A 22,881-nucleotide genomic window follows, 5' to 3' on the forward strand; every position below is an offset into this window, starting at 1 on the left:
CTACTGCCGCGGGTCAATTGCCCCTGCGAAGTCCTGCTGCCGCCACGCTTCATACAGCGCAATCGCGACGGTATTTGACAGGTTCACGCTGCGACTGGCGGGCACCATGGGCACTCGGAGCCACTGTGTTGCGGGCACCTGTTGCAGGATTTCGTCCGGAAGCCCGCGGGTTTCCGGCCCGAACAGCAGCACATCGTCGTCCTGATAGCGGATCTGGTCATAGCGCTGCGTACCGCGGGTGGTAAACGCGAAGATGCGCGCATCGGGCAGCGATGCGGTCAGATCCTGCCAGTGCGGGTGCTGCCGGATGTTCACGAGCCAGTGGTAGTCCAGGCCCGCGCGGCGCACCGAGCTCTCGTCAAGCCGGAATCCCAGTGGGTGGATCAGATGCAGCTGCGCGCCTGCGTTGGCGCACAAGCGAATGATGTTGCCCGTATTCGGTGGAATTTCGGGCTGGTAGAGCGCGATATGCATTATTGATCCGGCGTTGGGCGGTCGCTGCCGCAGGCCCAGCAGGTTTCGAAGGTGATCGGCGATTGTTCGCCGCATGGGCACTGCCATACGCCATGTGCATGGCGATGCCGCTCGTAGCGCTGCAGCAACTGGGTTGCATGCTCGGTGTCACGCGCGTCGCGAAGGACCAGGCGTGTTCCCGGATCGGCCGGAAGTTCGCCGCGCGCGCTCCACAGCCCGGCGCCGAAGATGCTGGCGTCAATTCCGTGCGCGGCCAGATAGGCCCGCAAAATTTCCGCTTCGACCGGGTCGGCCGGATGGTAAATTGCCTTCATCCCAATGACTTGCGGGCATTATTTAACGTTGACAGTATGCCCATTCGGGCCTAGGCTCGGAACACTGTTCCAGTGTAGAAGAATGCGCCATGAAAAAGATCACGGCTCTTGCGGCGGCGGTGGCGATCGCCGTTTCGGCTTTCGCAGCCAATGCGCAGTCTCCAAACGTGATGGTCGACGATACGCCGTCGGCGCCTGCGATGGCATTCGATTTGGTGGTGGTCCGGCCCCTCAGTCTGGTGGTCACCGTTGCGGGAGCGGGCCTGTACGTCCTGCAGCTGCCGATTGCGATGGTGCAGATGGACTTCAGCACGCCGGCCAAGAAACTGATCGTCGAGCCGGCCCAATACACTTTCACGCGACCGCTCGGCGAAAGCTGGTAGCGCGCGGGCAAACCTCGCGCGCCCCGGCTTGCGGCGCGTTCAGGGCGTTCTGCCTCTGTATCTCCTCGAACTGACAAGTCCGCGTCGCCGCGTGCGTGCGGCGCCCCGAGCACTTGCTTGACCGTGGATACTCTACACGGTAGCGTCTGCCGCATTACATCAGATGACTCATCGACCGCCGGCCGTGCCGCGTCGAGGTTCTGAAAAGCATAAGGTTGGGCTGCCCCTTTCCGGCGGTACCCGCCGACGCATGATGCGAAGAGGAGAGCAGTGATGATGGGGTGTGACCGGTGCGATGCTGTCAGTCGCTGCGTGTCTTACGCAGAGGGTGGCAGGTCGGCATCAGCCCAGGTAGTTCGGGGAATCCTCGCTGTGTCCGCTGAGGTGCGGTCGAATGGCGAGCTCACATCTTCTGAGCATCATCACAATTCTTCCCTATTGTTTTGCATGGCCGTGCGATGTTCGTCGCCGCGGGGATGACCTGCCGCGTGCGCATCTGCATCGAACAGGGAGTGCGCGTGCCGAGGGGCTCGGCGTGCGGATCGACATCGGTTTTGAGGAGAATCGAGTATGTGGCATGACATCGGGAATGGATCAGGCGGTGTAGGGGCAGTGCCTGCGGAAGTCCCGCGAAAATCCGGAATCGCCCCGCTGTTCAGGCGATGCATTCTGGCTTCAGTCGCGTCACTGACGTTGTGTGGACCAGCTGCGGCAACCAATGGGTACTTCGCGCACGGGTACAGCGCGTCGCAGTCCGCGATGGGTGGTGCAGGTACCGCGCTGGTTGAAGATTCGCTGATTTCGACGATCAATCCGGGCGGTTCTGCCTGGGTCGGAAATCGCTTCGACTTCAATCTGGGCTTGTTTGCGCCTGTGCGCGACTACACCGCCACCGAGCGTGGGCCGGACGCGCAGCAAAGCATCTTCACGATCGATCCCAAGACGATCCGTAGCGATAACGATCTGTACTACATCCCGGGGATGGCCGTGAACTGGGAAATCGATGACGTGCAGAGCTGGGGTTTTGCGATGTACGGCAACGGCGGCATGAACACCGAATATCACGGCAATACCGCGCGCTTCGCCCAGGGGCTGGCGATGCAGGATCCGACGACGCTGTTGCTTGATATCAACTTCGAAACCCAGTGCTACGGCACATTCGGCGGCGGACAGCCGGTTGAAGGTGTCGAGGACCAGGCACATCTGTGCGGTTACGGCGACAAGACGGCGGGCGTTGATCTGATCCAGTTGTTTATCGCGCCGTTCTATTCGCGCAAGGTTGGAGATCGCACCTCGGTGGGCATTTCGCCGATTTTCGCGGGACAGCGCTTTCGTGCCGACGGTCTGAAAGCGTTTGCGCGCTTCTCGAATGATCCGGACAGCGTTTCGGACAATGGTTACGACACGTCGTACGGCTTTGGTGGGCGCATCGGTTTTTTGACTGGAGCAATCTCTGGGTTCGGCATCGGTGCGTCCTATCAGACGCGGATCTACATGTCCGAGTTCAAGAAGTACAAGGGCCTGTTTGCCGAACAGGGCGGCTTCGACATTCCGTCGTCGTGGAATGTCGGCATCTCGGCTCACATCAGCGAAAACCAGCGTCTTGCCTTTGATTGGCAGCGGATCAACTACAGCGAGATCAATTCGGTCGGCAATCCGCTGAATCCCAACCGCTTCATCAACGAATGTGCAATACCGGTACTGCTGGGTGACTTCCTTGCTGAGAATCCATTGTTTGGTGCCCTGATTACAGCCCCAGAGAAGAATCCCGACGCCTGTCTCGGGTCGTCGAGTGGGCCGGGATTCGGCTGGGAGGACATGGACGTCTACAAGCTCGGCTATCAGCTGAAGTTCGCCAGTTTCAAGTTCCGCCTGGGCTACAGCATTACCAACCAGCCGATTCCCAGCAGCGAAGTGCTGTTCAACATTCTGGCGCCTGCCGTGGTCGAGATGCACTACACCGCTGGCGTGTCCTACCAGATGTCGAGCGCACTGGGCTTCGATCTATCGTTCATGTACGCAGAAGACAATCCGGTTCGTGGCAAGAATCCGCTGAGCAACACCGACGCCACAGTGATTGATCTGATCGGATTCGGTGGCAGCACCGCAGATGCATTCGGCTCGGATCCGCAGGATCAGGATCTGTCGCTGGACATGCATCAATGGGAAGCGGTCATCGGGATCAGCTACCGCTTCTAGCGCGCGCGTAGCACCGATCAGAGCGGGTCATCGACTGGAGAGAGCACAATGAATATTCAAAGAATGCGAGCGGCAGCGGGCGTGGGGATGCTGTTGGGTGCGGGCTTGCTGATGGTTCCGTCGGCTTGGGCTGCGCCGATCCAACCCTATGTGCTGGCATCGACCGCAGACGGCGCGATGGCGACGCAGGTCGAGGCGGTCAAGGGCAAGCTGACCGCGGCGGGATTCGAAATCATCGGCGAGTTCAGCCCTTATGCCGGTGCGCAGGTAATTGCAGTTACGAGCCCCGAATTGTTGCAGGCTGCGGCAGGCGACGCGCGTGGCGGCTTTGCTGCGGCTGAGCATGTCGCATTGACCGAAAGCGATGGGAAGGTTCAGATCAGCTACCTGAATCCCGCCTACGTCGCCGCTGCGTACCGTATCAGCGCTGATCTGTCGGGCGTCAGTGCCAAATTGAAGGAGGCGTTGGGTCAGGCCGGGACCTTCGGCACTGAGAAGGGTCGCGAGCCGGATGATCTGCGCAGCTTCAATTACATGCTTGGCATGGAGCATTTCGACGATTTCTACAAGCTGGGCAGCCACGCCAGCTATGAGGAAGCGGTGAAGGCCGTCGAGGACAATCTGGCCAAGCAGGTCGGAGGCGCCGCCAAGGTGTATCGAATCGATATCCCCGGCAAGCAGCAGACGGTGTTCGGGATCTCGCGCGCCAGTGTCAAGGATCAGGCGGCCAACGATCAACACATCATGATGGACGTGGTCGACAAGAACTTTGACATCAAGACCACTGCGTATCTTCCGTACCAGTTGATGGTCGATGGCAAAGACGTGGTCGCTCTGCACATGCGTTTTCGCATGGCGGTCTGGCACCCGGATCTGACCATGGTGACTTTCGGCAAGCTGATGTCGAGCCCGGGCGCGATCGAGGAATTGCTGCGCAAGGTGGCGGGCGGCGGCAAGGACAAGGGTTTCAACTTCTGATTTGAGCGCGTGCCGGCTGCCGCAGTGCGCGGTGGCCGGCAGGCGCGCGGTCTGTGCGGCCGATGCGACCTAGGGTTTGATGTAGGCGCAGCCCTCCTGAAGCTGCAGACGCGCAACCTCGGCAACGCCGGACGGTACAACCTGCACGTCCGGCAGCAGTGCGCCGGGCTCGACGTGGCGACCCAGCAATGAGTTGTTGCAGACGCGGAACTCAACGCCGCGCAGCATCAGGGGATCGACCAGCGCATCGTAGGAATTGCCGCGGTCGTCCCGATGTCCGTCAACCAGGAAATCGATCCCGCGTCCGAGTGCGACGACGATGATCTTGGTCTGCGGCCGCGCGTCGAGATGATTGGTGATATTGCGGAGTGCACCGATGGCCCGTGCGCTGTCGTCGATGTGGTAAACCACGCGTTCCTGTGCGGCGTGTTCCACTGTGGCCGCACTGGCAGCGCCGGTGCCCAGCACGGAAGCAAGGCCGGCGAGTCGTTGCAGCAAGCGTCGGCGCTGCGGGTTGCTTGTGTCGTCCATTGGTTCGACTCCTGGTGGATGTAGGGTTGGCGGCGGGCTTCGTGGATGGCTTGCCGTGCCGTGTGCGCAAGCGCTATCAGGTTGGCGACTCGTCCGGTGTGCCTGGCATTTCGACTGCCCGCGCCGAGCTCGCCAGCGGGAAGTGGGTGCGCAGAAACGCAGCGCCGCGTTCGAGGATGTCATAGCGAAACGCTTCGGCAGCTGGAGACAGCGCACGTGCTCGCAGATGAACGATGTGCCACTGTCGGATCAGCGGTGTGTCAGCGATGGGAAGCCAGCGCAGACGACCCAGCGACAGCTCGGTTTCGATTGTGTGCAGCGACAGAAACGACAGGCCCATGCGCGCAATCACCGCCTGCTTGATGCTCTCGTTGCTGGTCATCTGCATGATCACAGGTGGATGGACCCGCCAGCGACGCAGGCAGCTTTCCATGGCCAGCCGCGTGCCTGATCCGTGTTCGCGCATGATGAATGGCTCCGCACTGAGTTGTATCGGGGTCACCGCCTCAAGCTGGGCCAGGGGATGATCGGCGGCGGCGACAAATGCCAGAGGATGCGGCGCAAACGGCTCGGCTCGGGTGTCCAGCTCGCTCGGCGGGCGCCCCATGATGGCCAGGTCGATTTCATTTCGATGCAGGCACTCGACTAGATTCTGTCGATTGCCTTCGGTCAGTTTGATCTCGACTCCGGGGTGATCGTGCAGGAAACCCGACATCAGGCTCGGCAGGAAATACTTGGCGGTCCCCAGCATGCCGATGGTCAATCGACCGGTCTCGACTCGCCGCAACCGCGCAATCATGTCTTCGGCATCCTTCAGTGCCGACAGCACGCGCCGTGCGTGAATCAGCAAGTATTCACCGGTAATTGTCAGTGATACCGCGCTGCTGTTGCGTTCGAACAGAGGCAGGCCGACCAGGGATTCGAGTTGCCGGATCTGCATCGAGATGGCCGGTGGCGTCAAATGCAACTCCTCCGCCGCGCGCACAAAGCTCAGGTGTCGGGCGACCGCGGTAAAAACCTGCAGCTGACGTGTGGTGGCGCGAAACATCAGTAAATCCTGAACTTCTACCTAAGTTATTGTGAATTCCATTTAACCTATACCCCACCTAGGATCGCTGCAAGCCCAAGTAGATCACTGGAGCGCAACGATGAATGATTTCGCGACGACAACCACTGCAGACCGCCCGCGTGGCCGCTACGACGCCGGCGTGCTCAAGTACCGCGAAATGGGCTACTGGCAGCCCGACTACACGCCCAAGGACACCGATCTGATCTGTGTGTTCAGGATTACCCCGCAAGAGGGCGTTGATGCCATTGAGGCTGCGGCAGCCGTAGCAGGGGAATCATCGACCGCGACCTGGACTGTGGTCTGGACCGACCGTCTGACCGCGTGCGATAGCTATCGCGCCAAGGCGTATCAAGTGGACGAGGTGCCAAACACCGGCGCCGGAACGGCGACGCCACAGCAGTACTTTGCCTATGTGGCCTATGACCTGATCCTGTTCGAGGCCGGCTCGATTGCCAATCTCACGGCATCAATCATCGGCAACGTGTTCTCGTTCAAGCCACTGCGCGCCTGCCGTCTGGAAGACATGCGCATCCCCGTGGCTTACGTGAAGACGTTTCCGGGGCCGCCGACTGGCATCGTGGTCGAGCGTGAGCGACTGAACAATTATGGTCGAGCGCTGCTCGGCGCGACGATGAAGCCGAAGCTGGGGTTGTCCGGACGCAACTACGGTCGCGTGGTCTATGAGGCGCTCAAAGGCGGACTCGATTTCACCAAGGACGACGAGAACATCAACTCGCAGGCGTTCATGCACTGGCGTGACCGCTTCCTGTATTGCACCGAGGCAGTCAACCGTGCGGTCGCGAGCAGCGGTGAGGTCAAAGGACACTACCTCAACATCACCGCCGGTACGATGGAGGACATGTACGAGCGCGCCGAATTTGCCAAGCAGCTCGGAGCCCCGATTGTGATGATCGATCTGGTCATCGGCTATACCGCGATCCAGTCAATCAGTCGCTGGTGCCGCAACAACGACATGATTCTTCACATGCATCGCGCCGGGCATGGCACCTATACGCGGCAGAAGAATCACGGCGTATCGTTCCGCGTGATTGCCAAGTGGCTGCGTTTGGCGGGTGTCGACCATCTGCATGCCGGTACCGCGGTCGGAAAGCTGGAGGGTGATCCGATGACAGTGCAGGGTTACTACAACGTCTGCCGCGACGCGGTGACGCAGCAGGATCTGGCACGAGGCCTGTTCTTCGAACAGGACTGGGCCGATCTGGCCAAGGTGATGCCTGTGGCATCCGGCGGCATTCATGCGGGGCAGATGCATCAACTGCTGTCGCTGTTCGGCGACGACGTCATCCTGCAGTTCGGTGGCGGCACCATCGGGCATCCAGCCGGCATCCAGGCCGGTGCGACCGCAAACCGGGTGGCGTTGGAGGCGATGACCAAGGCGCGCAATGAGGGACGTGATATTGATCACGAGGGGCCGGAAATTCTGGCGGCTGCCGCGCGCTGGTGCACGCCGCTGAAGCAGGCGCTGGAAACCTGGAAGGACGTGAGCTTCAACTACACGTCCACCGATACGCCGGACTTCGTCGCCACCGCGACGGCGTCGGCCTGAACCTGGAGCATCGATCATGCGACTGACCCAAGGTGCATTCTCTTTTCTGCCTGACCTCACCGATGAGGAGATTCGCTTGCAAGTCGACTACGGTCTCGAGCGTGGCTGGGCCTGGGCGATCGAGTACACAGACGACCCGCATCCTCGCAACACCTACTGGGAAATGTGGGGCACGCCGATGTTCGATTTGCGCGACGGTGCGGGCGTATTGCACGCATTGAATGAGTGTCGCAAAGCCTGCGGACGGGGATACATTCGCCTGTGCGCTTTTGATTCCACGCGCGGAGTGGAGTCAATCCGCATGGCGTTCATCGTCAATCGACCTGACGAAGAGCCCGGCTTCGGTCTTGATCGCCAGGAAGGTGAGGGTCGCAACATGCGCTACCGCCTGCATGGCTATGCGGCCGACCGATCGCCTGAAGAGCGATATCGGGCTGATCCATGAGCGCGGATCAAACGATCCTTGCCGCGCGCGAGTCGTCCGCATTGACGGAAGGCACCATCGATTTGCAGGCGTTGCTGCGCGAGTCGGATGTGCAAAGCGTGCTGGACCAGCTCGATCGGGAGCTGATTGGACTGGCGCCCGTGAAGCGACGCCTGCGCGAGATCGCTGCCTTCCTGCTGGTCTCGCGGGCGCGCAAGCAGTTCGGTCTGGAAGTTTCGCCGCCGAGTCTGCACATGTGCTTCAGCGGCAACCCGGGTACCGGCAAGACGACGGTGGCTACGCGCATGGCCGACATCCTGCATCGGCTGGGCTACGTGCGCAAAGGCCATCTGGTGTCGGTGACGCGGGACGATCTTGTCGGTCAGTACATCGGTCACACCGCACCCAAGACCAAGGAGATCCTGAAACGGGCCATGGGCGGCGTGCTGTTCATCGACGAGGCCTACTATCTCTATCGTCCGGAAAACGAGCGTGACTATGGGCAGGAAGCGATCGAGATCCTGCTGCAGGCGATGGAGAATCATCGTGACGACTTTGTTGTGATTCTGGCCGGCTACAAGGATCGGATGGAAACTTTCTTTCGCGCCAACGCAGGCATGGCCTCGCGCATCGCGCATCACATCGAGTTTCCGGACTACAGCGAAGATGAGCTGATGCAGATCGCGCAGCTGATGCTGGCGCAGATGAACTATCGACTGGACGCTTCGGGCGAGCAGGCGATGCGAGAGTACATCGAGCGTCGGGTGCGTCGGCCGAACTTTGCCAATGCGCGCTCGATTCGAAATGCGCTGGACCGTGCGCGTCTGCGGCAGGCCAATCGCCTGTTCGCATTGCCACAGGCGGTCGATCAGGTCGCGCTCAGCACACTGTCTGCAGCGGACCTGCACGCTTCCCGCGTGTTCCAGGAACTCGACGCGGTGTCTCACGGAGAAACGACATGACGCGCATGTATACCGGACGCACCACCTTGTCCAAGTTTCTGATCGAGCATCTGCAGGATCTGGACGATGGAGGACAGCTGGCGGGCTTGCTGGTGGACGTCGCCGCGGCCGTCAAGACCATTGCCGCATTGACCGGGCGCGGCGCGCTGGGTGGTCATCACGGCGATGCGGGCAGCGAAAACGTGCATGGCGAGGCGCAGACCAAGCTTGATGTGCTGGCTGACACCATCATGATCGAGCATTGCAACTGGAACGGACTCGTCGCCGGCATGGCTTCGGAAGAGAACGAACAGCCCATCCCAGTCGAAACAGACGGGCCGGTCGGACGCTATCTGCTGGTGTTCGATCCCCTGGACGGCTCATCCAATGTGGCAATGAACGTGTCGGTTGGCACCATTTTTTCGGTGTTGCGCCACGCAAGCTCCGAGACGCCCGTCGCAGCCGATTTTCTGCAGCCGGGTGTGCGCCAGGTTGCGGCCGGCTACGCAATCTATGGCCCGGCGACAATGCTTGTGCTGACAGTCGGCAAAGGGACGCATGGATTCACGCTTGATCGTGAGGTCGGCAACTTTGTGCTGACGCACCCCAGTATTGCGATTCCACCGGAGACCAGCGAGTTTGCGATCAACACCAGCAACGAACGCTTCTGGGAGCCGCCGGTGCAACGGTACGTGACTGAATGCAAGGCGGGCGCCACCGGCGTGCGCGAGCGTGATTTCAACATGCGCTGGATCGCTTCGATGGTCGCTGATGTCCATCGCATTCTGATGCGCGGCGGCGTCTTTCTGTACCCGCGGGACTTCCGCGATCCGACGCGGCCTGGGCGTCTGCGGTTGATGTATGAAGCCAATCCGATTGCGTTTGTGGTCGAACAGGCCGGTGGCGCCGCATCAACCGGGCGCATGCGCCTGATGGAAGTTGTGCCCGAAGACATGCATCAGCGGATTCCGGTCATTCTTGGATCCAGAGCTGAAATAGAGCGGATCGAGCGCTACCACGGCGAGTACGAACAGGGCACTGACAAACCGTATCGCAGCCCGCTGTTCAAGGAGCGCTCGCTTTATCGCGCCGAGGTTTGAAGGTCAGAAGCCTGACTGCTGGTGCGGCGTTGATCGTCGCATGACGACAGGAGCACATGATGTCGATCAAACATCCAATCATGGCCGTCACCGGATCGTCCGGTGCCGGCACGACGACGGTGATGCGCGCGTTCGAGCACATCTTCCGGCGCGAAAAATTGAAGGCGGCGGTGATCGAAGGCGATGCTTTTCACCGCTATGACCGTGTCGGCATGCGCGCGGCAATGGCCGAGCATGAAACGCAGGGGCATCGCAATTTCAGTCATTTCGGTCCGGAGGCGAATCTCCTCGCGGATCTGGAACAGACCTTCGCGCAGTATGCGGCAACCGGCCGCTGTCGCACGCGACGCTATTTGCACGATCACGTCGAGGCCGAGGCGGCCGGGCAGTCGGCCGGAACCTTCACACCGTGGAACGAGGTCGAAGCGGGCACCGATCTGCTTTTCTACGAGGGTCTGCACGGAGGGTATGCCGACGAGCAGGTCAACTGCGCGCGCCATGTCGATCTGCTGATCGGCGTGGTCCCGATCATCAATCTGGAATGGATCCAGAAGCTGCATCGTGATCAGAACATGCGTGGCTATTCGCAGGAAGCCGTGGTCGACACGATCCTTCGCCGCATGCCGGATTACGTGAATCACATCTGCCCACAGTTCTCGCGGACGCATGTAAATTTCCAGCGGGTGCCGACGGTCGATACGTCGAATCCGTTCATTGCCAAGGATGTCCCGACGGCAGACGAAAGCATGGTCGTGATCCGTTTCGCGGATCCACATGGAATCGATTTTCCCTACCTGCTGTCGATGCTGGATGGCTCGTGGATGAGTCGGCCGAACAATATCCTGGTGCCAGGTGGAAAGATGGGGCTGGCCCTGCAACTGATTCTGACGCCGATGATTTTGCGGTTGATGGACCAGAAGCGACGAGCCTGAGGGGCCATGCCACAATTTGATCTGATTCTGTTTGATCTCGACGGCACGTTGATCGATACCGCGTCGGAGATCGCCGACACGATCAATGACGTGCTCAGTGACGAGGGCATTGCTCCGCTGCCGCTTTCGGAAGTGCGCAACTGGATCGGGCATGGCGCACGCGAGACGTTGCGGCAGGCGTACGCCGCGCGCACGCGGCGAAGCCTGTTGAGCCTGCGTGATGCGGCGGTGCTCGATCGTCTGTTTGCGCAGTTTGCACGCCATCACGCGCGCCGCGTAGGCACCGGCAGCACTTTGTTCGCCGGGGTTCGCGAAACACTCCAGGAGCTACGGCGACGTGGCCAGATCATGGCGCTTGTGACCAACAAGGAAGGACGGTTCGTCGACGCGCTGTTGCAGTCTCATGGCCTGTCCGGCTGGTTTGCACCGGTTGTCGCCGGGGATACCTTGCCGGTGCGCAAGCCGGACCCGCGCACTGTCCGCCACTGTCTGCAGCACTGCGGAGTGGCGCCGAGTCGTGCGCTGCTGGTGGGTGATTCCGCAGTGGACGTCGCAACTGCCCGCGCTGCGGGCGTGTCGTGCTGGGCGGTCAGCTATGGCTACAACGCCGGGCGGCCGATAGCCGAAGCGCGACCTGACCGCGTGATTGACTCGCTTGCGGAGCTGATCGAGGTGCGTGGCGCGACCGCCGCCTGTGTGTGACGGATGGTTCGCAGTGCCGGGGTAATGGCGCACTGCAGCATTGACGCCTGAGTGCCCGTGGTGTAAATCACACCCATACGGGCATGGGTATATCCCTCCGGCGATAAATAGATGAGGAGATCAAGCATGATTAGACGTTGCAATGCGTCTGTCGGGCGCGCGCCATTGAACAGAGATGCGGATTCTGAAGGGAATCAGCCATGAATCAGCCCAAACCACTGTGGAATCCCTACGCTGCTGGAGCCTTGCTGGGCGCCGGTCTGTTGCTGACGTTCATGATGACCGGACATGGTCTGGGCGCCAGTGGATTCACCACTCGCCTGACCGCGGCGCTCGCACATGTTGCCGCACCGGAGGCCACCGAAGCCAACAGTTACATGGGTTCGATGGTCGAGGACGGTGCCAATCCACTGGATTCGTGGATCACCTGGCAGGTTATCGGGCTGGCACTGGGGGCATTGATTGCTGCAGTTACCGCCGGTCGATTCAGGATCACGGTAGACGGACCGGGGCGCCTCAAAATAGGCACACGATTGCTGCTGGCATTCGCTGGTGGCGCCATCGCGGCCTTTGGTGCACGGATGTCGCTGGGATGTACCAGCGGTCTGGGGCTGTCCGGCGCGGCAACGCTGGCGACGGCCGGATTTCTGTTCCTGATCGGATTCTTTGCAACCGGGGCCGGATTCGGCCTGTTGATGAAGAGGTTTTGGCAATGACATTTCCCATGGCAATCAGCGGTGTGGCGTCGGGCCTGATCTGCGGTCTTATTTTTGGTTTCGCGCTTGAGCGCGCGGGCTTTGCCAGTGGATGCAAGTTGACCGCGCAGCTGCGCTTCCGTGACTGGGCCGTATTCAAGGTGATGTTCACGGCGATTCTGGTGTGCGCGCTCGGGCTGTATCTGTTGGATCTGACCGGCGTGATGCCATCAGAGATGATCTACATTCCGACGACTTACGTGTGGGCGACGCTGCTGGGCGGCGTCGGCGTCGGTGCGGGTATGGCGATCGGGGGCTACTGTCCCGGCACCTCAGTGGTCAGCTTCATGTCAGGACGCATTGATGGACTGGTGTTCTTCGTCGGCCTGCTGTTCGGTACCTTGGCTTTTTCCGGCGTCTACGAGCGTCTTGAACCCGTGCTCGACGCGCTCCCCGGCCCGGAGGCACAAACTGTTCCGCAGCTGCTGCACTTGCCGACTTGGGTAGTGCTGGTCGCTCTGTTGGCCGTAGCGGTGGTGGTTGGCTGGCTGACGCGCGGCCCGGTTCCTGATGCCCCATGCGCAACGCCTTCGAGCCGTGCGTCAACTGCACAGCCGCGGATCGGTGGTGCCACACGCAACGCGACCTGAACGGGCGAGTTCACGAGGGCCGCAAGTCGTGGGCCCGAAAACGTATGTTGATGGAGATGATGATGTCCAAGAAGTCCCCCCGCAGTTCGCTCGCCAGTGCGGTTGGCGCCCTGAGTCTGGCTCTGAGCAGCGTCGCGGCGATGCCGGCCGCAGCCGAGGACATGGCGGCGGAGCCTTCGCCGGCCCCGACAGCGTCGGCGAGTCCTGACGCTTCGCAGTCAGCTGAGCCGACCACAGGTTCGACGACAGCGGCACCTGAACAGAAGCGCGATGCAAGCAATCCTTGCGCCCCTGCCAAGAAGAAGAAGCGGCCTGCGGGTCCCTGCGCGGTGGGTGGTTGAGAGATCGGCGGCGGCGCCTGAGCCATGGTTGCCCGCTACGGCGCGCTGGAGCCGAAGCTTGATGCAACCCAGCTGCTGGCGCGGTGTGGCACCGATGAGCTGGAGCGGTCTGCCGCAGCGGCGGCGAGGTTGACGCAGCAGATGGTGCGAATGGCGCGGTTAGGCCGTTCAATCCTCAACGAGCTTGCTGATCCTGCTGCGGCTCCGAAGATCTGGCAGCACCTGCCGGAAGGCGACGCTCACGATCCGCGGAGCGGCTACCGCTACTACTACCACTGCCACCCGGGGCACGGCGCTACGCGCGCGGAGCACGGTCATTTTCACGTCTTCGCCGACGCCGACCGTGCTGGTGGCGTCACGCACCTGGCTGCCATCGGGGTGGACGCGCATGGGTTGCCGCTGCGGCTGTTCACCACCAATCGCTGGATTACCGACGAGTGCTGGAAACCCGCGGGAAAGGTCCTGGATCTGATCGACGGCTTCGTATTGCGGGCGCCGCAGGGCCTGAAGCGTGTCCACGCGTGGTTGTCGGCATTGTTGCAGGTGTTTCGGCCGCAGCTCCGCTGGCTGCTGCGCGCACGTGATCAGCGCTTGCGTGAATTGCGCGGAGGTCAGCCGCGCCCAGGGCTGTTCGACGACCGCCGCGTCACGATATTGAGTCAATTCCATGTTTCACTCGCACAGCAGGCGGTGGCGCTCGACGCGCTGACGGCCCGCGCATAAATCAATCGACTGGAGGCAGCGTCATGAAAGTATCTGTGTTGGCAAGTGTGTCCGCCATGGTGTTGGCGATGGGTTCAATGGCCGCGGTTGCCGGCGGCGTGCCGGGACCGGTGGTATCGGCGGAGTGGCTCAACAAGCACGCCGGCGACGTCGTCGTTATCGATGTGCGCGACGATGCAGAGAGTTTTACGCAGGCGCCGGAGTACGAGTCCGGAGATGCCGGGGCCAAGAAACTGGTCGCAGCGGGTGGGCACATTGATGGAGCGCGACTGGTTGAGTTCGGCAAGCTTCGTGTCAGTCGCGAGATTGATGGCAAGAAGATCGACAAGCTGCTGCCGGATCAGGCTTACGTCGAAGATCTGATGCAGTCCGCGGGCGTGCCCAAGGGCAAGGCGCTGGTAATCACCTCGCCCGGGGAAACCGTAAGCGAAGTCGAAGAGGCCGCGCGCCTGTACTGGACGCTGAAGGTCTATGGCGCCGATGACATGGCGATCCTCGACGGTGGCAATGCGGCCTGGCTCGAGGCGGGATACGCCGTCAGCACCGACAAGCCGTCAGCTGCGCGCGGCGACTGGAAGGCTTCTGCGGCGCGCAAGGCTTACCTAGCGGAGACTGCGGACGTCGAGAAGGCTACGAAAGGTGGAGTGCAACTGGTTGATGCGCGCCCGCTGGATCAGTATCTGGGGCTGAAGTTCAAGAAACCGGCCGTGACGGCAGGCGGGCATGTCGCTGGTGCCAAGAGCCTTCCCGGGGAAGTGCGCACACGCAGCGTCGGTATCTCGCAGAAATTCCTGAGCGAAAAGGAATATCGCGGTGTGCTGGCAGCGCAGGGTATTTCCACGGATGCGCCGGCAATCACCTACTGCAACACCGGGCATATGGCCGCTGGGGCCTGGTTCGTCGAGAGCGAGATCATGGGCGGTAAGAACGTCAGCCTGTACGACGGATCGATGCATGAATGGACCACGCTGGGCCATCCGGTCGTTGGTGTGACCGACTGATCGATTTCATTGGCTTGGATTGAAGACACCAGTGGGCGACGCGCTCGTCCACTGGTGTCATTCATTCAATGCGGCGGAGCTTCCAGCAGCTCTGCCTGCATCTCCAGAAATACACTGTAGGCATTACGCCGGTTGGCGTCGGCAAAGGTGGGTAGATTGGCAAATGCCGACCAATCGGTCTTGACATAGGCTTCATCAAAATCTTCTAGCTGGGCTGCGGCATCACCCATGCGTTGCCTCAGGAACTGCAGATAGTCGTACGTCATTTTCAGGTCGTTTTCGACCGCGTGCGATGCGGCGCCATGTCCGGGCACCACAACCCTGGGGTGAATCTGCGCCATCCGTTCCAGCGCCCCCAACCAGTTTCGGGTATTGCTGCCGACAACGTAGGGCAGCCGACCGGTGAAGAACAGATCGCCGGAGAACAGCACGCTCGGCTCATGCGCGTACAGCATCAGATCGCTTGGCGAATGCGAGTCGCCGCCGTCAATCAGCTCGAAATGCATGCCGCCAAACTCGAACGGGATTGATCGCTCGTCGCCGAAGCGGATCCAGCGATCCGCAGGGATCAGTTGAGTATCAGAATTGACCCATGGCGCCAGTTCCTGGCGGCGAATCGTCAGGCGCTCACGCGCGGTGTCCGAGCTTAGATAGTCCTGGCCCGCATCGCGTGCCCAGATGGTCGCCCCTGCGGCTTTGAAGGCTTGCAGTCCGTAGATGTGGTCGGCGTGATAGTGACTGATGATGACCAGCTTGATGGGAAGGTCGGTCACGTGTGCGATGGCATCGATCATTTCCGATCCCAGGGCTGGGGTGCCCAGCGCATCAAATACCACCACCCCCGAAGCGGTGACAACGAATCCGGCATTGCTGGTGAAGCCACGATTGTCGGCGGCGGCGACGCCGGAGGTGCCGCGAAAGTACCAGGCGCCTTTGGCCACGGCCTGCGGGATCAGTTCAGGATCCTGGGCGATGATCTCATTTGGTGTCCGGGCGAGTGCGCAGGCGCACAGGGTGCATACCAGCAGGGCGGCTGCGGCGGCAAAAGTGGGTCGAATAAGTGACTGCATGGGGCTTGTATATGCTCGCTGGACTTGAGATACACTCGGGGGTATAACATATCGACGTATAAGTCACGCGCTGCTCTAGCCGCAAAGACGGCATGAATATAGTGCGACACCGTGCGAGGTGAGGATGAGAGCACACACTACAGGCGCTGTCGGCATTGGCTGTCCCCGTTATCAGGGGCGCCGTCGGCTATTACATCCGGGCGCGTGCCGCGGACAGGTTTTGCTGAGAGGGCTCGCTGGCCCCGAGGGCGGGCTGCAATGACGTCTAAGAAAATCCGTCCAGGTCGTCTGCTCAAGGCACCAGAATCGTTCCTTGATCCGCAGTTTATTGCCGAGGTCAAGCAACACGGCTTTGACGAGACGCGCCGCGCATTTCTGCGCAAGAGTTTCCTTGCCGCCAGTGCGGCGCTGACCGCCGCGCCGTTGGGCGAGGCGCTGGCTGCGCCGGCACAGGGTGATCCGGACATTTTGAATCTGCCGCCATGGACGACTACGCTGGGCAAACCCGTAGCATCACGTCCGTATGGGTCGCCAGCGAAGTATGAAATGAATCTGGTGCGGCGCGAGAGTCCGGGGCTGGCCAGCGTGTCGCAGGCCTCCGTCGCGTTCACGCCCCTGCAGGGCATGTTCGGCATCATTACCGCGTCGGGCCTGCACTATGAGCGTCATCACCAGGGTTGGGAGGAAATCGATCCTTCGCGGCATCGGTTGATGATCAATGGTCTGGTCAAGCGGCCGCGCGTCTACACCATGGACGATCTGATGCGGCTGCCATCGGTTTCGCGCATCCATTTTCTCGAGTGCGGAGCCAACTCGGCAATGGAGTGGGGCAACGTCGCGGTCCCAACGGTGCAATACACCCACGGCATGCTATCGGGTTCTGAATTCACCGGCGTGCTGCTGTCAACCCTGCTGGAAGATGCCGGATTCGATCGCAAGCGGGGGCAATATCTTCTGGCGGAGGGCGCTGATGGTTCGAGCATGACGCGTACGCTGCCGATGGAACGCGTGCTCGACGACTGTCTGGTGGCCTACGGCATGAACGGTGAGATGCTGCGGCCGGAAAATGGCTATCCATTGCGCCTAGTCGCGCCGGGGATTCAGGGCGTGTCCTGGGTCAAGTGGTTGCGCCGTCTCGAGGTTGGAGACAAGCCGTGGAATGCCAAGGATGAAACGTCGCAGTACGCCGATCTGATGCCGGACGGCATGCAGCGCCAGTACGCGACGATTCAGGAGGCAAAGTCGGTTATCACCAGCCCGTCCGGCGGGCAGAAGCTGATCGACAAGGGGTTCTACAACGTCACCGGTCTGGCCTGGACGGGACGTGGCAAGGTCAAGCGCGTCGACGTGTCGTTTGACGGCGGCATCAATTGGCATGCCGCGAGGCTGGAACAGCCCGTTCTCCCCAAGGCGCTGACACGGTTCAACATCGATTGGGTCTGGAATGGCGCGCCTGCGATTCTTCAGAGCCGGGTAATCGACGACACCGGTTTTGTGCAGCCGACCTATACGCAGCTGCGCGAAGTGCGGGGAACGCGTTCGGTGTATCACAACAACGCCATCCAGTCGTGGAAAGTCGCCGAGTCCGGCGAAGTTTCCAACGTGCAGGTGTGACCGCCATGCGCCTACCGATAGTGTTTGGATGCTTTGCCGCCGCCGTCACGCTGACGGCGCAGGCCGACTATGCGGGTGTCGGGCGGGATGCTACGCCAGCTGAAGTCGCTGCCTGGGACATTGACGTGCGCCCGGATTTTCTCGGACTACCCCCGGGTTCCGGGAGTGTCGAGGACGGCGAGGAACTGTGGATCGAGAAGTGTTCTAGCTGTCATGGTGACTTCGGCGATGCCAACCATGTGTTTCCTCCGCTGATCGGCAACACCACCACCGAGGACATCGAAACCGGGCACGTCGCTTCGCTGAAGAAGGGTGGCGCGGTGCGCACCACCATTGCCAAGGTCAGCACGGTGTCGACCCTGTGGGACTTCATCAATCGTGCGATGCCGTGGAATGCGCCCAAGTCGTTGAGTACAGATCAGGTCTACGCGATTCTTGCGTATCTGCTGAATTTGGCCGAGATCGTGCCGAACGACTATGTGCTATCGAATGAGAACATCGCCGAGGTTCAGCAGCGCATGCCGAATCGCAACGGCATGACCCGTGACCACGGCATGTGGACGATCGACGGCAAGCCGGATACGCATAACACCGCATGCATGAAGAACTGCAAGAAGGAGGCGACAATTCTGTCGTCGCTGCCGGACTATGCGCGTGGCGCCAACGGTGACCTATCAAAGCAGAATCGGGAGTATGGTCCGGTCCGCGGGGTGCCAACGCCTGAGCCAGGCGCCGCCGCGCCGGCAGCGGCAGCGACCGATGACAAGACGCCTGGACCGCCGACGGCGATCCTTGCCGCCAACGGCTGCACCGGATGTCACGGCATGGATCAGAAGGTTGTTGGCCCGGCGTTCAGCCACGTGGCTGAGAAGTATCATGGGCAGGCTGATATTGTGAGCCGTCTCAGTGGTCGCATCCGCAACGGTGGTTCCGGTAGTTGGGGATCGATCCCGATGCCGCCGCAGCCGCAACTGACGGATGCTGAGATCCAGACGATTGTCGAATGGTTGGCCGCCGGCGCCAAGCATTAGCATGAACCCACTTTGATCGCCGATTGTGGCACCGACCGAAGAACCACGGAGTCAGTTGATATGAATTACCCCCGCAGATCATTCCTGAAGCTTGGCGGAAGCGCGCTGGCAGCGCTGGCGACGACGGCAATGTGGCCGTTGCGCGCGCTGGCCGCTGCGGTGCGTCCCGAGGCAGCATTCGTCGCAAAGGATCTCGAAGGCACCTACAAGGGGCTGGGCGGCACACCGACGGCAAGCGCCGAGATTGATCTCTCGACACCTGATATCGCGGAGAACGGGGCTGTGGTGCCGATCAACGTCACGAGCAAGCTTCCGGGGACCGAAGAGATCTACATTCTGGTCGAGAAAAACCCGAACCCGCTTGCGGCCGCCTTCACGATTCCCGAAGGGACGGAGCCTTTCGTCAGCCTGCGCGTCAAGGTTGCGCAGACCTGCAACCTGATTGCGGTGGTCAAGGCCGGGGGCAAGCTTTACAGCGCGTCCAAGGAAACCAAAGTCACGCTCGGCGGTTGCGGCGGCTAAGGCCGCGCAGTTCATTCGCCGTCAACGCAATCAATCTGGAGATACACCATGGCAAGCCCGATGCGGATTCGAGCCAAGACCACCGATGGCATCACCGAGGTCAAGGCACTGATGTCGCACCCGATGGAAACCGGCATGCGCAAGGATGCGGAAGGTAAACCGATCCCTGCGCACTACATTACTGAAGTCACCGCCACCCACAACGACAAGCTGGTGCTGCATGCCTACTGGGGGCCGGCGGTTTCGCAGAATCCGTTCCTCAATTTCCAATTCAAGGGCGGCGCTGCGGGTGACACCGTGACGATCAAGTGGGTCGACAATCTGGGCGAGTCGCAGACCGAACAGGCGACGCTGTCCTGAACGTTGCGTCACCACCTCGCGGCGTCGACTCCGGAGTATCCAAGGCATGAAAATCGACAAGAGCATCTTTGCCGCACTGGCTTGGGTCTCATTGGCGGTACTGACCGTACCGGACAGCGCCGTTGCGCAGGATGATGGCGACAACGTCTTCGCGCAGTACCGCGAGATGTTCGGGGATGACAATCCAGCCGAGCTTATCGAGCTGCAGGGTGAGGATCTGTGGTCGCAGGTGCGTGGGCCGAAGAAAGCGTCGCTGGAAAAGTGCGATCTCGGCCTTGGGCCGGGCAAGCTGGATGGCGCCTACGCGCAGCTGCCGCGTTACTTTGCTGACACCAAGCACGTGATGGATCTGGAAACACGGCTGGTCTACTGCATGGTGACGCTGCAGGGATTTTCTGAAAAGGATCTGGTCGCCAAACCGTTCTCGGGGCGAGGCGAACAGCCCAGCGATCTCGAAGCGCTGTCGGCATTCATTGCGGGTCGATCGCGTGGCGCGCCCATCAAGGTATCGCAGTCGCACGCGCAGGAGCGTGCGGCCTATGAGCGCGGCAAGGAATTCTTCTACTACCGAGCGGGGCCGCATGACTTTTCCTGTGCGACCTGTCATTCACAGAGCGGTAAGCGCATCCGCCTGCAGGCATTGCCCAATCTGACCGAGGCGGCAGAAGCACGCAAGGCCTACTCGACGTGGCCGGGCTACCGAATTTCCGAAGGTACCGTGCGTACGATGGAATGGCGCATGGGAGATTGCGTGCGGCAGCAGCGGTTGCCCGAGCTGCAGTTCGGTTCGGATATTGCGATCGGACTGATCACCTATTTGGGCGTGATGGCCAACGGAGAGCCGATGAACGCTCCCGGCCTGAAACGCTAGCGGAGACTGACATGCACCGTACTGTGAAGTGGGGCCTGCTGGGCGCTGCGCTGTGCTGTACCTCGATGCTGGCCGCTGCGGCGGGCAAGTCGGATCCGTTGGGAAATGTTGCCGCGTCGTTCAAGGCGCATGGTCAGGCGGGCATGGACCGGCTCGAGCGCGATCCGATGCAGCAGGCCTGCAGTCAGCCGGCGAGTAGCGAACCTTCCGCAGAGGTGGCCAAGTCGATCAGCCGCAGCGCGCAGGAGCGCGTCAAGCCGCCGTCGGACGGGCAGTATCTTGGCGACTGGAAAGCGGGCGAAAAGATCGCGCAGACGGGCAAGGGCATGCAGTATTCGGACGATCCGGCCGAGCCTAACGGCGGTAACTGCTATGCCTGTCATCAGATGGCAGGTAGCGAAATCGCCTATGGCACGCTCGGGCCGAGTCTGAGCCAGTACGGCAAGCTGCGCGGCACCAGCCCGGCGATTCTCGAATACACCTGGACGCGTTTGTGGAATTCACACGTCTACAACGTTTGTTCCCACATGCCGCGTTTCGGCGATGCTGGCATTCTGACAGAGCAACAGCTGAAGGATGTGATGGCGTATCTGTTCGATCTGGATTCACCAGTCAACCAGTAGGACAGGAGCGGGCACATGAATCGGCGTGATTTTCTGCAGGTGCTGGCGGCAGCTGCCGCAGCCGGAATGCCGCTGACGCCACGTAGCGCGTGGGCGGGCTCGCAGTTCGATGGGCTGTATCAGGTGCCGCGCTTCGGCAATGTGCATCTGTTGCACATGACCGATTCGCACGCGCAGTTGCAGCCGATCTATTTCCGCGAACCGTCCGTCAATCTGGGCATTGGCGAGGCGCGCAATCGAGCGCCGCACATTGTTGGCGCCAACTTCCTGAAGCAGTTCGGGCTCAAGCCCGGAACACCGGAAGCCTATGCATTCTCCTGTCTCGATTTCGAGGCGGCGGCGCAGCGCTATGGCAAGGTCGGCGGATTTGCGCATCTAGCAACCCTGGTCAAGCAGCTGAAGGCTTCGCGTCCCGGTGCCTTGCTGCTGGATGGGGGTGATACCTGGCAGGGCTCCGGTACAGCTCTGTGGACCAAAGGCCAGGACATGGTCGATGCGATCCTGCAGCTGGGTGTCGACGTGATGACCGCGCATTGGGAATTCACCTTGGGCGAGGAGCGCGTCCAGGAACTGGTCAGCGGGCCGCTGAAAGGCAAGATCGATTTTCTGGCGCAGAACGTGGCCACCGCGGACTTCGGCGATCCTGTGTTCGAGGCCTACACCCTGCGTGAGATGAATGGTGTTCCGGTCGCGATCATTGGTCAGGCGTTCCCGTATACGCCGATCGCCAACCCGGGGCATCTGGTGCCGAACTGGACTTTCGGCATCCAGGAAGAACACCTGCAGTCAGTCATTGACGAAGCTCGCGGCAAAGGCGCCCAGGTTGTCGTGCTGTTGTCGCATAACGGCATGGACGTTGATCTGAAACTGGCCGGTCGTGTGCGCGGTCTCGACGCGATCCTCGGTGGGCACACGCATGACGGCATGCCTCAGCCGGTGCTGGTCGATAACGGTGCCGGCAAGACGCTGGTGACCAATGCCGGCAGCAACGCCAAGTTCCTCGGCGTGCTCGATTTTGACGTCAAGAAAGGCAAGATCTCCGACTGGCGGTATCGTCTGTTGCCCGTGTTTGCCGATGCACTGCCGGCCGACCCCGGCATGCAGGCGCTGATCACGCGCGTGCGCAAGCCTTACGAGAAGCAGCTCGGCGAGGTCCTGGCGACGACGGAAGATCTGCTCTATCGCCGTGGAAATTTCAACGGCACCTTCGACCAGCTGATCGTCGACGCGATGCTTGATGTGCGCGAAGCGCAGATCGCATTTTCGCCGGGCTTTCGCTGGGGCACGAGCCTGTTGCCGGGCAGCCCGATCACAATGGAGCATGTTCTCGATCAGACCGCGATCACCTATCCCAGCACGACATTGACCGAGATGAGCGGCGAGCGCGTCAAAGCCGTGCTGGAAGATGTTGCCGACAATCTGTTCAACCCCGATCCCTACTACCAGCAGGGTGGAGACATGGTTCGCGTCGGTGGGCTGACCTATGCCATCGATCCCGGTGCGGTGATGGGGCAGCGGATTCAGGACATGCGGCTCGACGGCAAGCCGCTCGACGCCAGCAAGACTTACAAGGTGGCCGGCTGGGCATCGGTGCAGCCCAATGCCAGCGGCGAGCCGATCTGGGATGTGGTGGCGCAATGGTTGCGCGATCGAAAGACGGTGACGGTGCCGACGCTCAATCAGCCGCGTCTGATCGGCATCGGCGACAACCAAGGTCTGGTATGACGCAGGCGGTTCCGCGTCTGACGGCCCATCACCAAGCCGCC

At 61.2% G+C, this 22,881-nt stretch carries 26 protein-coding genes; 21 read left to right on the top strand and 5 right to left on the bottom strand.

Annotation, left to right across the window (positions count from 1 at the left end):
• Window positions 1-474, bottom strand: a complete 474-nt coding sequence (trmL, locus tag E4T66_RS00835) for a tRNA (uridine(34)/cytosine(34)/5-carboxymethylaminomethyluridine(34)-2'-O)-methyltransferase TrmL (RefSeq protein WP_136847020.1) — start codon at window positions 472-474, stop codon at window positions 1-3.
• The gene (locus E4T66_RS00840) at window positions 474-788 is read right to left on the bottom strand and encodes a putative signal transducing protein (RefSeq protein ID WP_136847021.1); all 315 of its coding nucleotides are present in this window, start codon (window positions 786-788) and stop codon (window positions 474-476) included. Before E4T66_RS00840 ends, trmL begins: the two co-directional genes overlap by 1 nt.
• An 89-nt stretch (window positions 789-877) precedes the next feature.
• Between E4T66_RS00840 and E4T66_RS00845 the strand changes: the two genes are divergently transcribed.
• The 3 genes from E4T66_RS00845 to E4T66_RS00855 all read left to right on the top strand — a co-directional run bounded on the left by E4T66_RS00845 (window position 878) and on the right by E4T66_RS00855 (window position 4,348).
• Window positions 878-1,171, top strand: coding sequence for a hypothetical protein (locus E4T66_RS00845; protein WP_136847022.1), 294 nt, complete (start codon window positions 878-880; stop codon window positions 1,169-1,171).
• A 759-nt stretch (window positions 1,172-1,930) separates the two neighbouring features.
• Window positions 1,931-3,370, top strand: a complete 1,440-nt coding sequence (locus E4T66_RS00850; RefSeq protein WP_248679339.1) for an OmpP1/FadL family transporter — start codon at window positions 1,931-1,933, stop codon at window positions 3,368-3,370.
• A gap of 48 nt (window positions 3,371-3,418) precedes the next feature.
• Complete coding sequence (locus tag E4T66_RS00855; protein WP_136847024.1) at window positions 3,419-4,348, top strand: hypothetical protein; 930 nt, start codon at window positions 3,419-3,421, stop codon at window positions 4,346-4,348.
• 69 nt (window positions 4,349-4,417) lie between these two features.
• On the opposite strand, the gene E4T66_RS00860 is transcribed toward E4T66_RS00855, so the two are convergent.
• A complete protein-coding gene (locus tag E4T66_RS00860) occupies window positions 4,418-4,879 on the bottom strand; it encodes a DsrE family protein (protein ID WP_136847025.1) in 462 nt (153 codons plus the stop codon).
• Window positions 4,880-4,955: 76 nt separating this feature from the next.
• Window positions 4,956-5,927 carry a LysR family transcriptional regulator gene (locus E4T66_RS00865; RefSeq protein ID WP_136847026.1) on the bottom strand — a complete coding sequence of 324 codons (972 nt, stop codon included), beginning with the start codon at window positions 5,925-5,927 and terminating at the stop codon, window positions 4,956-4,958.
• 100 nt (window positions 5,928-6,027) lie between these two features.
• On the opposite strand from E4T66_RS00865, the gene E4T66_RS00870 reads away from it, so the two are divergent.
• The 11 genes from E4T66_RS00870 (at window position 6,028) to E4T66_RS00920 (ending at window position 15,024) form a co-directional block, all read left to right on the top strand.
• Window positions 6,028-7,515 carry a ribulose-bisphosphate carboxylase large subunit gene (locus E4T66_RS00870; RefSeq protein ID WP_136847027.1) on the top strand — a complete coding sequence of 496 codons (1,488 nt, stop codon included), beginning with the start codon at window positions 6,028-6,030 and terminating at the stop codon, window positions 7,513-7,515.
• Between the two features lie 16 nt (window positions 7,516-7,531).
• Window positions 7,532-7,960, top strand: a complete 429-nt coding sequence (locus E4T66_RS00875; protein WP_136847028.1) for a ribulose bisphosphate carboxylase small subunit — start codon at window positions 7,532-7,534, stop codon at window positions 7,958-7,960.
• Window positions 7,957-8,901 carry a CbbX protein gene (cbbX, locus tag E4T66_RS00880; RefSeq protein ID WP_136847029.1) on the top strand — a complete coding sequence of 315 codons (945 nt, stop codon included), beginning with the start codon at window positions 7,957-7,959 and terminating at the stop codon, window positions 8,899-8,901. Before E4T66_RS00875 ends, cbbX begins: the two co-directional genes overlap by 4 nt.
• Before the next feature lie 5 nt (window positions 8,902-8,906).
• The gene (locus tag E4T66_RS00885) at window positions 8,907-9,980 is read left to right on the top strand and encodes a class 1 fructose-bisphosphatase (protein WP_136847494.1); all 1,074 of its coding nucleotides are present in this window, start codon (window positions 8,907-8,909) and stop codon (window positions 9,978-9,980) included.
• Between the two features lie 59 nt (window positions 9,981-10,039).
• Window positions 10,040-10,912 (top strand): phosphoribulokinase, encoded by an 873-nt coding sequence (locus tag E4T66_RS00890; protein WP_136847030.1) that lies wholly within the window; start codon window positions 10,040-10,042, stop codon window positions 10,910-10,912.
• A gap of 6 nt (window positions 10,913-10,918) precedes the next feature.
• Entirely contained in the window at window positions 10,919-11,614 is a 696-nt protein-coding gene (gene gph / locus E4T66_RS00895; protein WP_136847031.1) for a phosphoglycolate phosphatase, read from the top strand.
• A gap of 200 nt (window positions 11,615-11,814) precedes the next feature.
• A complete protein-coding gene (locus E4T66_RS00900) occupies window positions 11,815-12,330 on the top strand; it encodes a YeeE/YedE thiosulfate transporter family protein (RefSeq protein WP_136847032.1) in 516 nt (171 codons plus the stop codon).
• The gene (locus E4T66_RS00905; RefSeq protein WP_136847033.1) at window positions 12,327-12,959 is read left to right on the top strand and encodes a DUF6691 family protein; all 633 of its coding nucleotides are present in this window, start codon (window positions 12,327-12,329) and stop codon (window positions 12,957-12,959) included. Before E4T66_RS00900 ends, E4T66_RS00905 begins: the two co-directional genes overlap by 4 nt.
• A gap of 62 nt (window positions 12,960-13,021) precedes the next feature.
• The gene (locus E4T66_RS00910; RefSeq protein ID WP_136847034.1) at window positions 13,022-13,300 is read left to right on the top strand and encodes a hypothetical protein; all 279 of its coding nucleotides are present in this window, start codon (window positions 13,022-13,024) and stop codon (window positions 13,298-13,300) included.
• Window positions 13,301-13,324: 24 nt separating this feature from the next.
• A complete protein-coding gene (locus E4T66_RS00915) occupies window positions 13,325-14,023 on the top strand; it encodes a DUF6969 family protein (protein WP_136847035.1) in 699 nt (232 codons plus the stop codon).
• Window positions 14,024-14,046: 23 nt separating this feature from the next.
• Window positions 14,047-15,024: a sulfurtransferase gene (locus E4T66_RS00920; protein WP_136847036.1), complete on the top strand. Its 978-nt coding sequence runs from the start codon at window positions 14,047-14,049 to the stop codon at window positions 15,022-15,024.
• A gap of 65 nt (window positions 15,025-15,089) precedes the next feature.
• Here E4T66_RS00920 and E4T66_RS00925 read toward each other — a convergent pair whose 3' ends face one another.
• Entirely contained in the window at window positions 15,090-16,094 is a 1,005-nt protein-coding gene (locus E4T66_RS00925) for an MBL fold metallo-hydrolase (RefSeq protein WP_136847037.1), read from the bottom strand.
• A 258-nt stretch (window positions 16,095-16,352) separates the two neighbouring features.
• On the opposite strand from E4T66_RS00925, the gene soxC reads away from it, so the two are divergent.
• The 7 genes from soxC to soxB are packed head-to-tail and all read left to right on the top strand — an operon-like array spanning window position 16,353 to window position 22,840.
• Window positions 16,353-17,708 carry a sulfite dehydrogenase gene (gene soxC, locus E4T66_RS00930; RefSeq protein ID WP_136847038.1) on the top strand — a complete coding sequence of 452 codons (1,356 nt, stop codon included), beginning with the start codon at window positions 16,353-16,355 and terminating at the stop codon, window positions 17,706-17,708.
• Between the two features lie 5 nt (window positions 17,709-17,713).
• Complete coding sequence (locus tag E4T66_RS00935; RefSeq protein ID WP_136847039.1) at window positions 17,714-18,739, top strand: c-type cytochrome; 1,026 nt, start codon at window positions 17,714-17,716, stop codon at window positions 18,737-18,739.
• Between the two features lie 60 nt (window positions 18,740-18,799).
• Window positions 18,800-19,261: a thiosulfate oxidation carrier protein SoxY gene (gene soxY / locus E4T66_RS00940; RefSeq protein ID WP_136847040.1), complete on the top strand. Its 462-nt coding sequence runs from the start codon at window positions 18,800-18,802 to the stop codon at window positions 19,259-19,261.
• A gap of 48 nt (window positions 19,262-19,309) precedes the next feature.
• The gene (gene soxZ, locus E4T66_RS00945; protein WP_211242695.1) at window positions 19,310-19,621 is read left to right on the top strand and encodes a thiosulfate oxidation carrier complex protein SoxZ; all 312 of its coding nucleotides are present in this window, start codon (window positions 19,310-19,312) and stop codon (window positions 19,619-19,621) included.
• 46 nt (window positions 19,622-19,667) lie between these two features.
• A complete protein-coding gene (gene soxA / locus E4T66_RS00950; protein WP_136847041.1) occupies window positions 19,668-20,492 on the top strand; it encodes a sulfur oxidation c-type cytochrome SoxA in 825 nt (274 codons plus the stop codon).
• Window positions 20,493-20,503: 11 nt separating this feature from the next.
• Window positions 20,504-21,115, top strand: coding sequence for a sulfur oxidation c-type cytochrome SoxX (soxX, locus tag E4T66_RS00955; protein WP_136847042.1), 612 nt, complete (start codon window positions 20,504-20,506; stop codon window positions 21,113-21,115).
• Window positions 21,116-21,130: 15 nt separating this feature from the next.
• On the top strand, window positions 21,131-22,840 hold the full coding sequence (gene soxB / locus E4T66_RS00960; protein ID WP_136847043.1) for a thiosulfohydrolase SoxB: 1,710 nt from the start codon (window positions 21,131-21,133) through the stop codon (window positions 22,838-22,840).
• The last annotated feature ends 41 nt before the right edge of the window (window positions 22,841-22,881 follow it).

The organism is Sinimarinibacterium arenosum (assembly GCF_005047655.1).
GTDB lineage: Bacteria > Pseudomonadota > Gammaproteobacteria > Nevskiales > Nevskiaceae > Solimonas.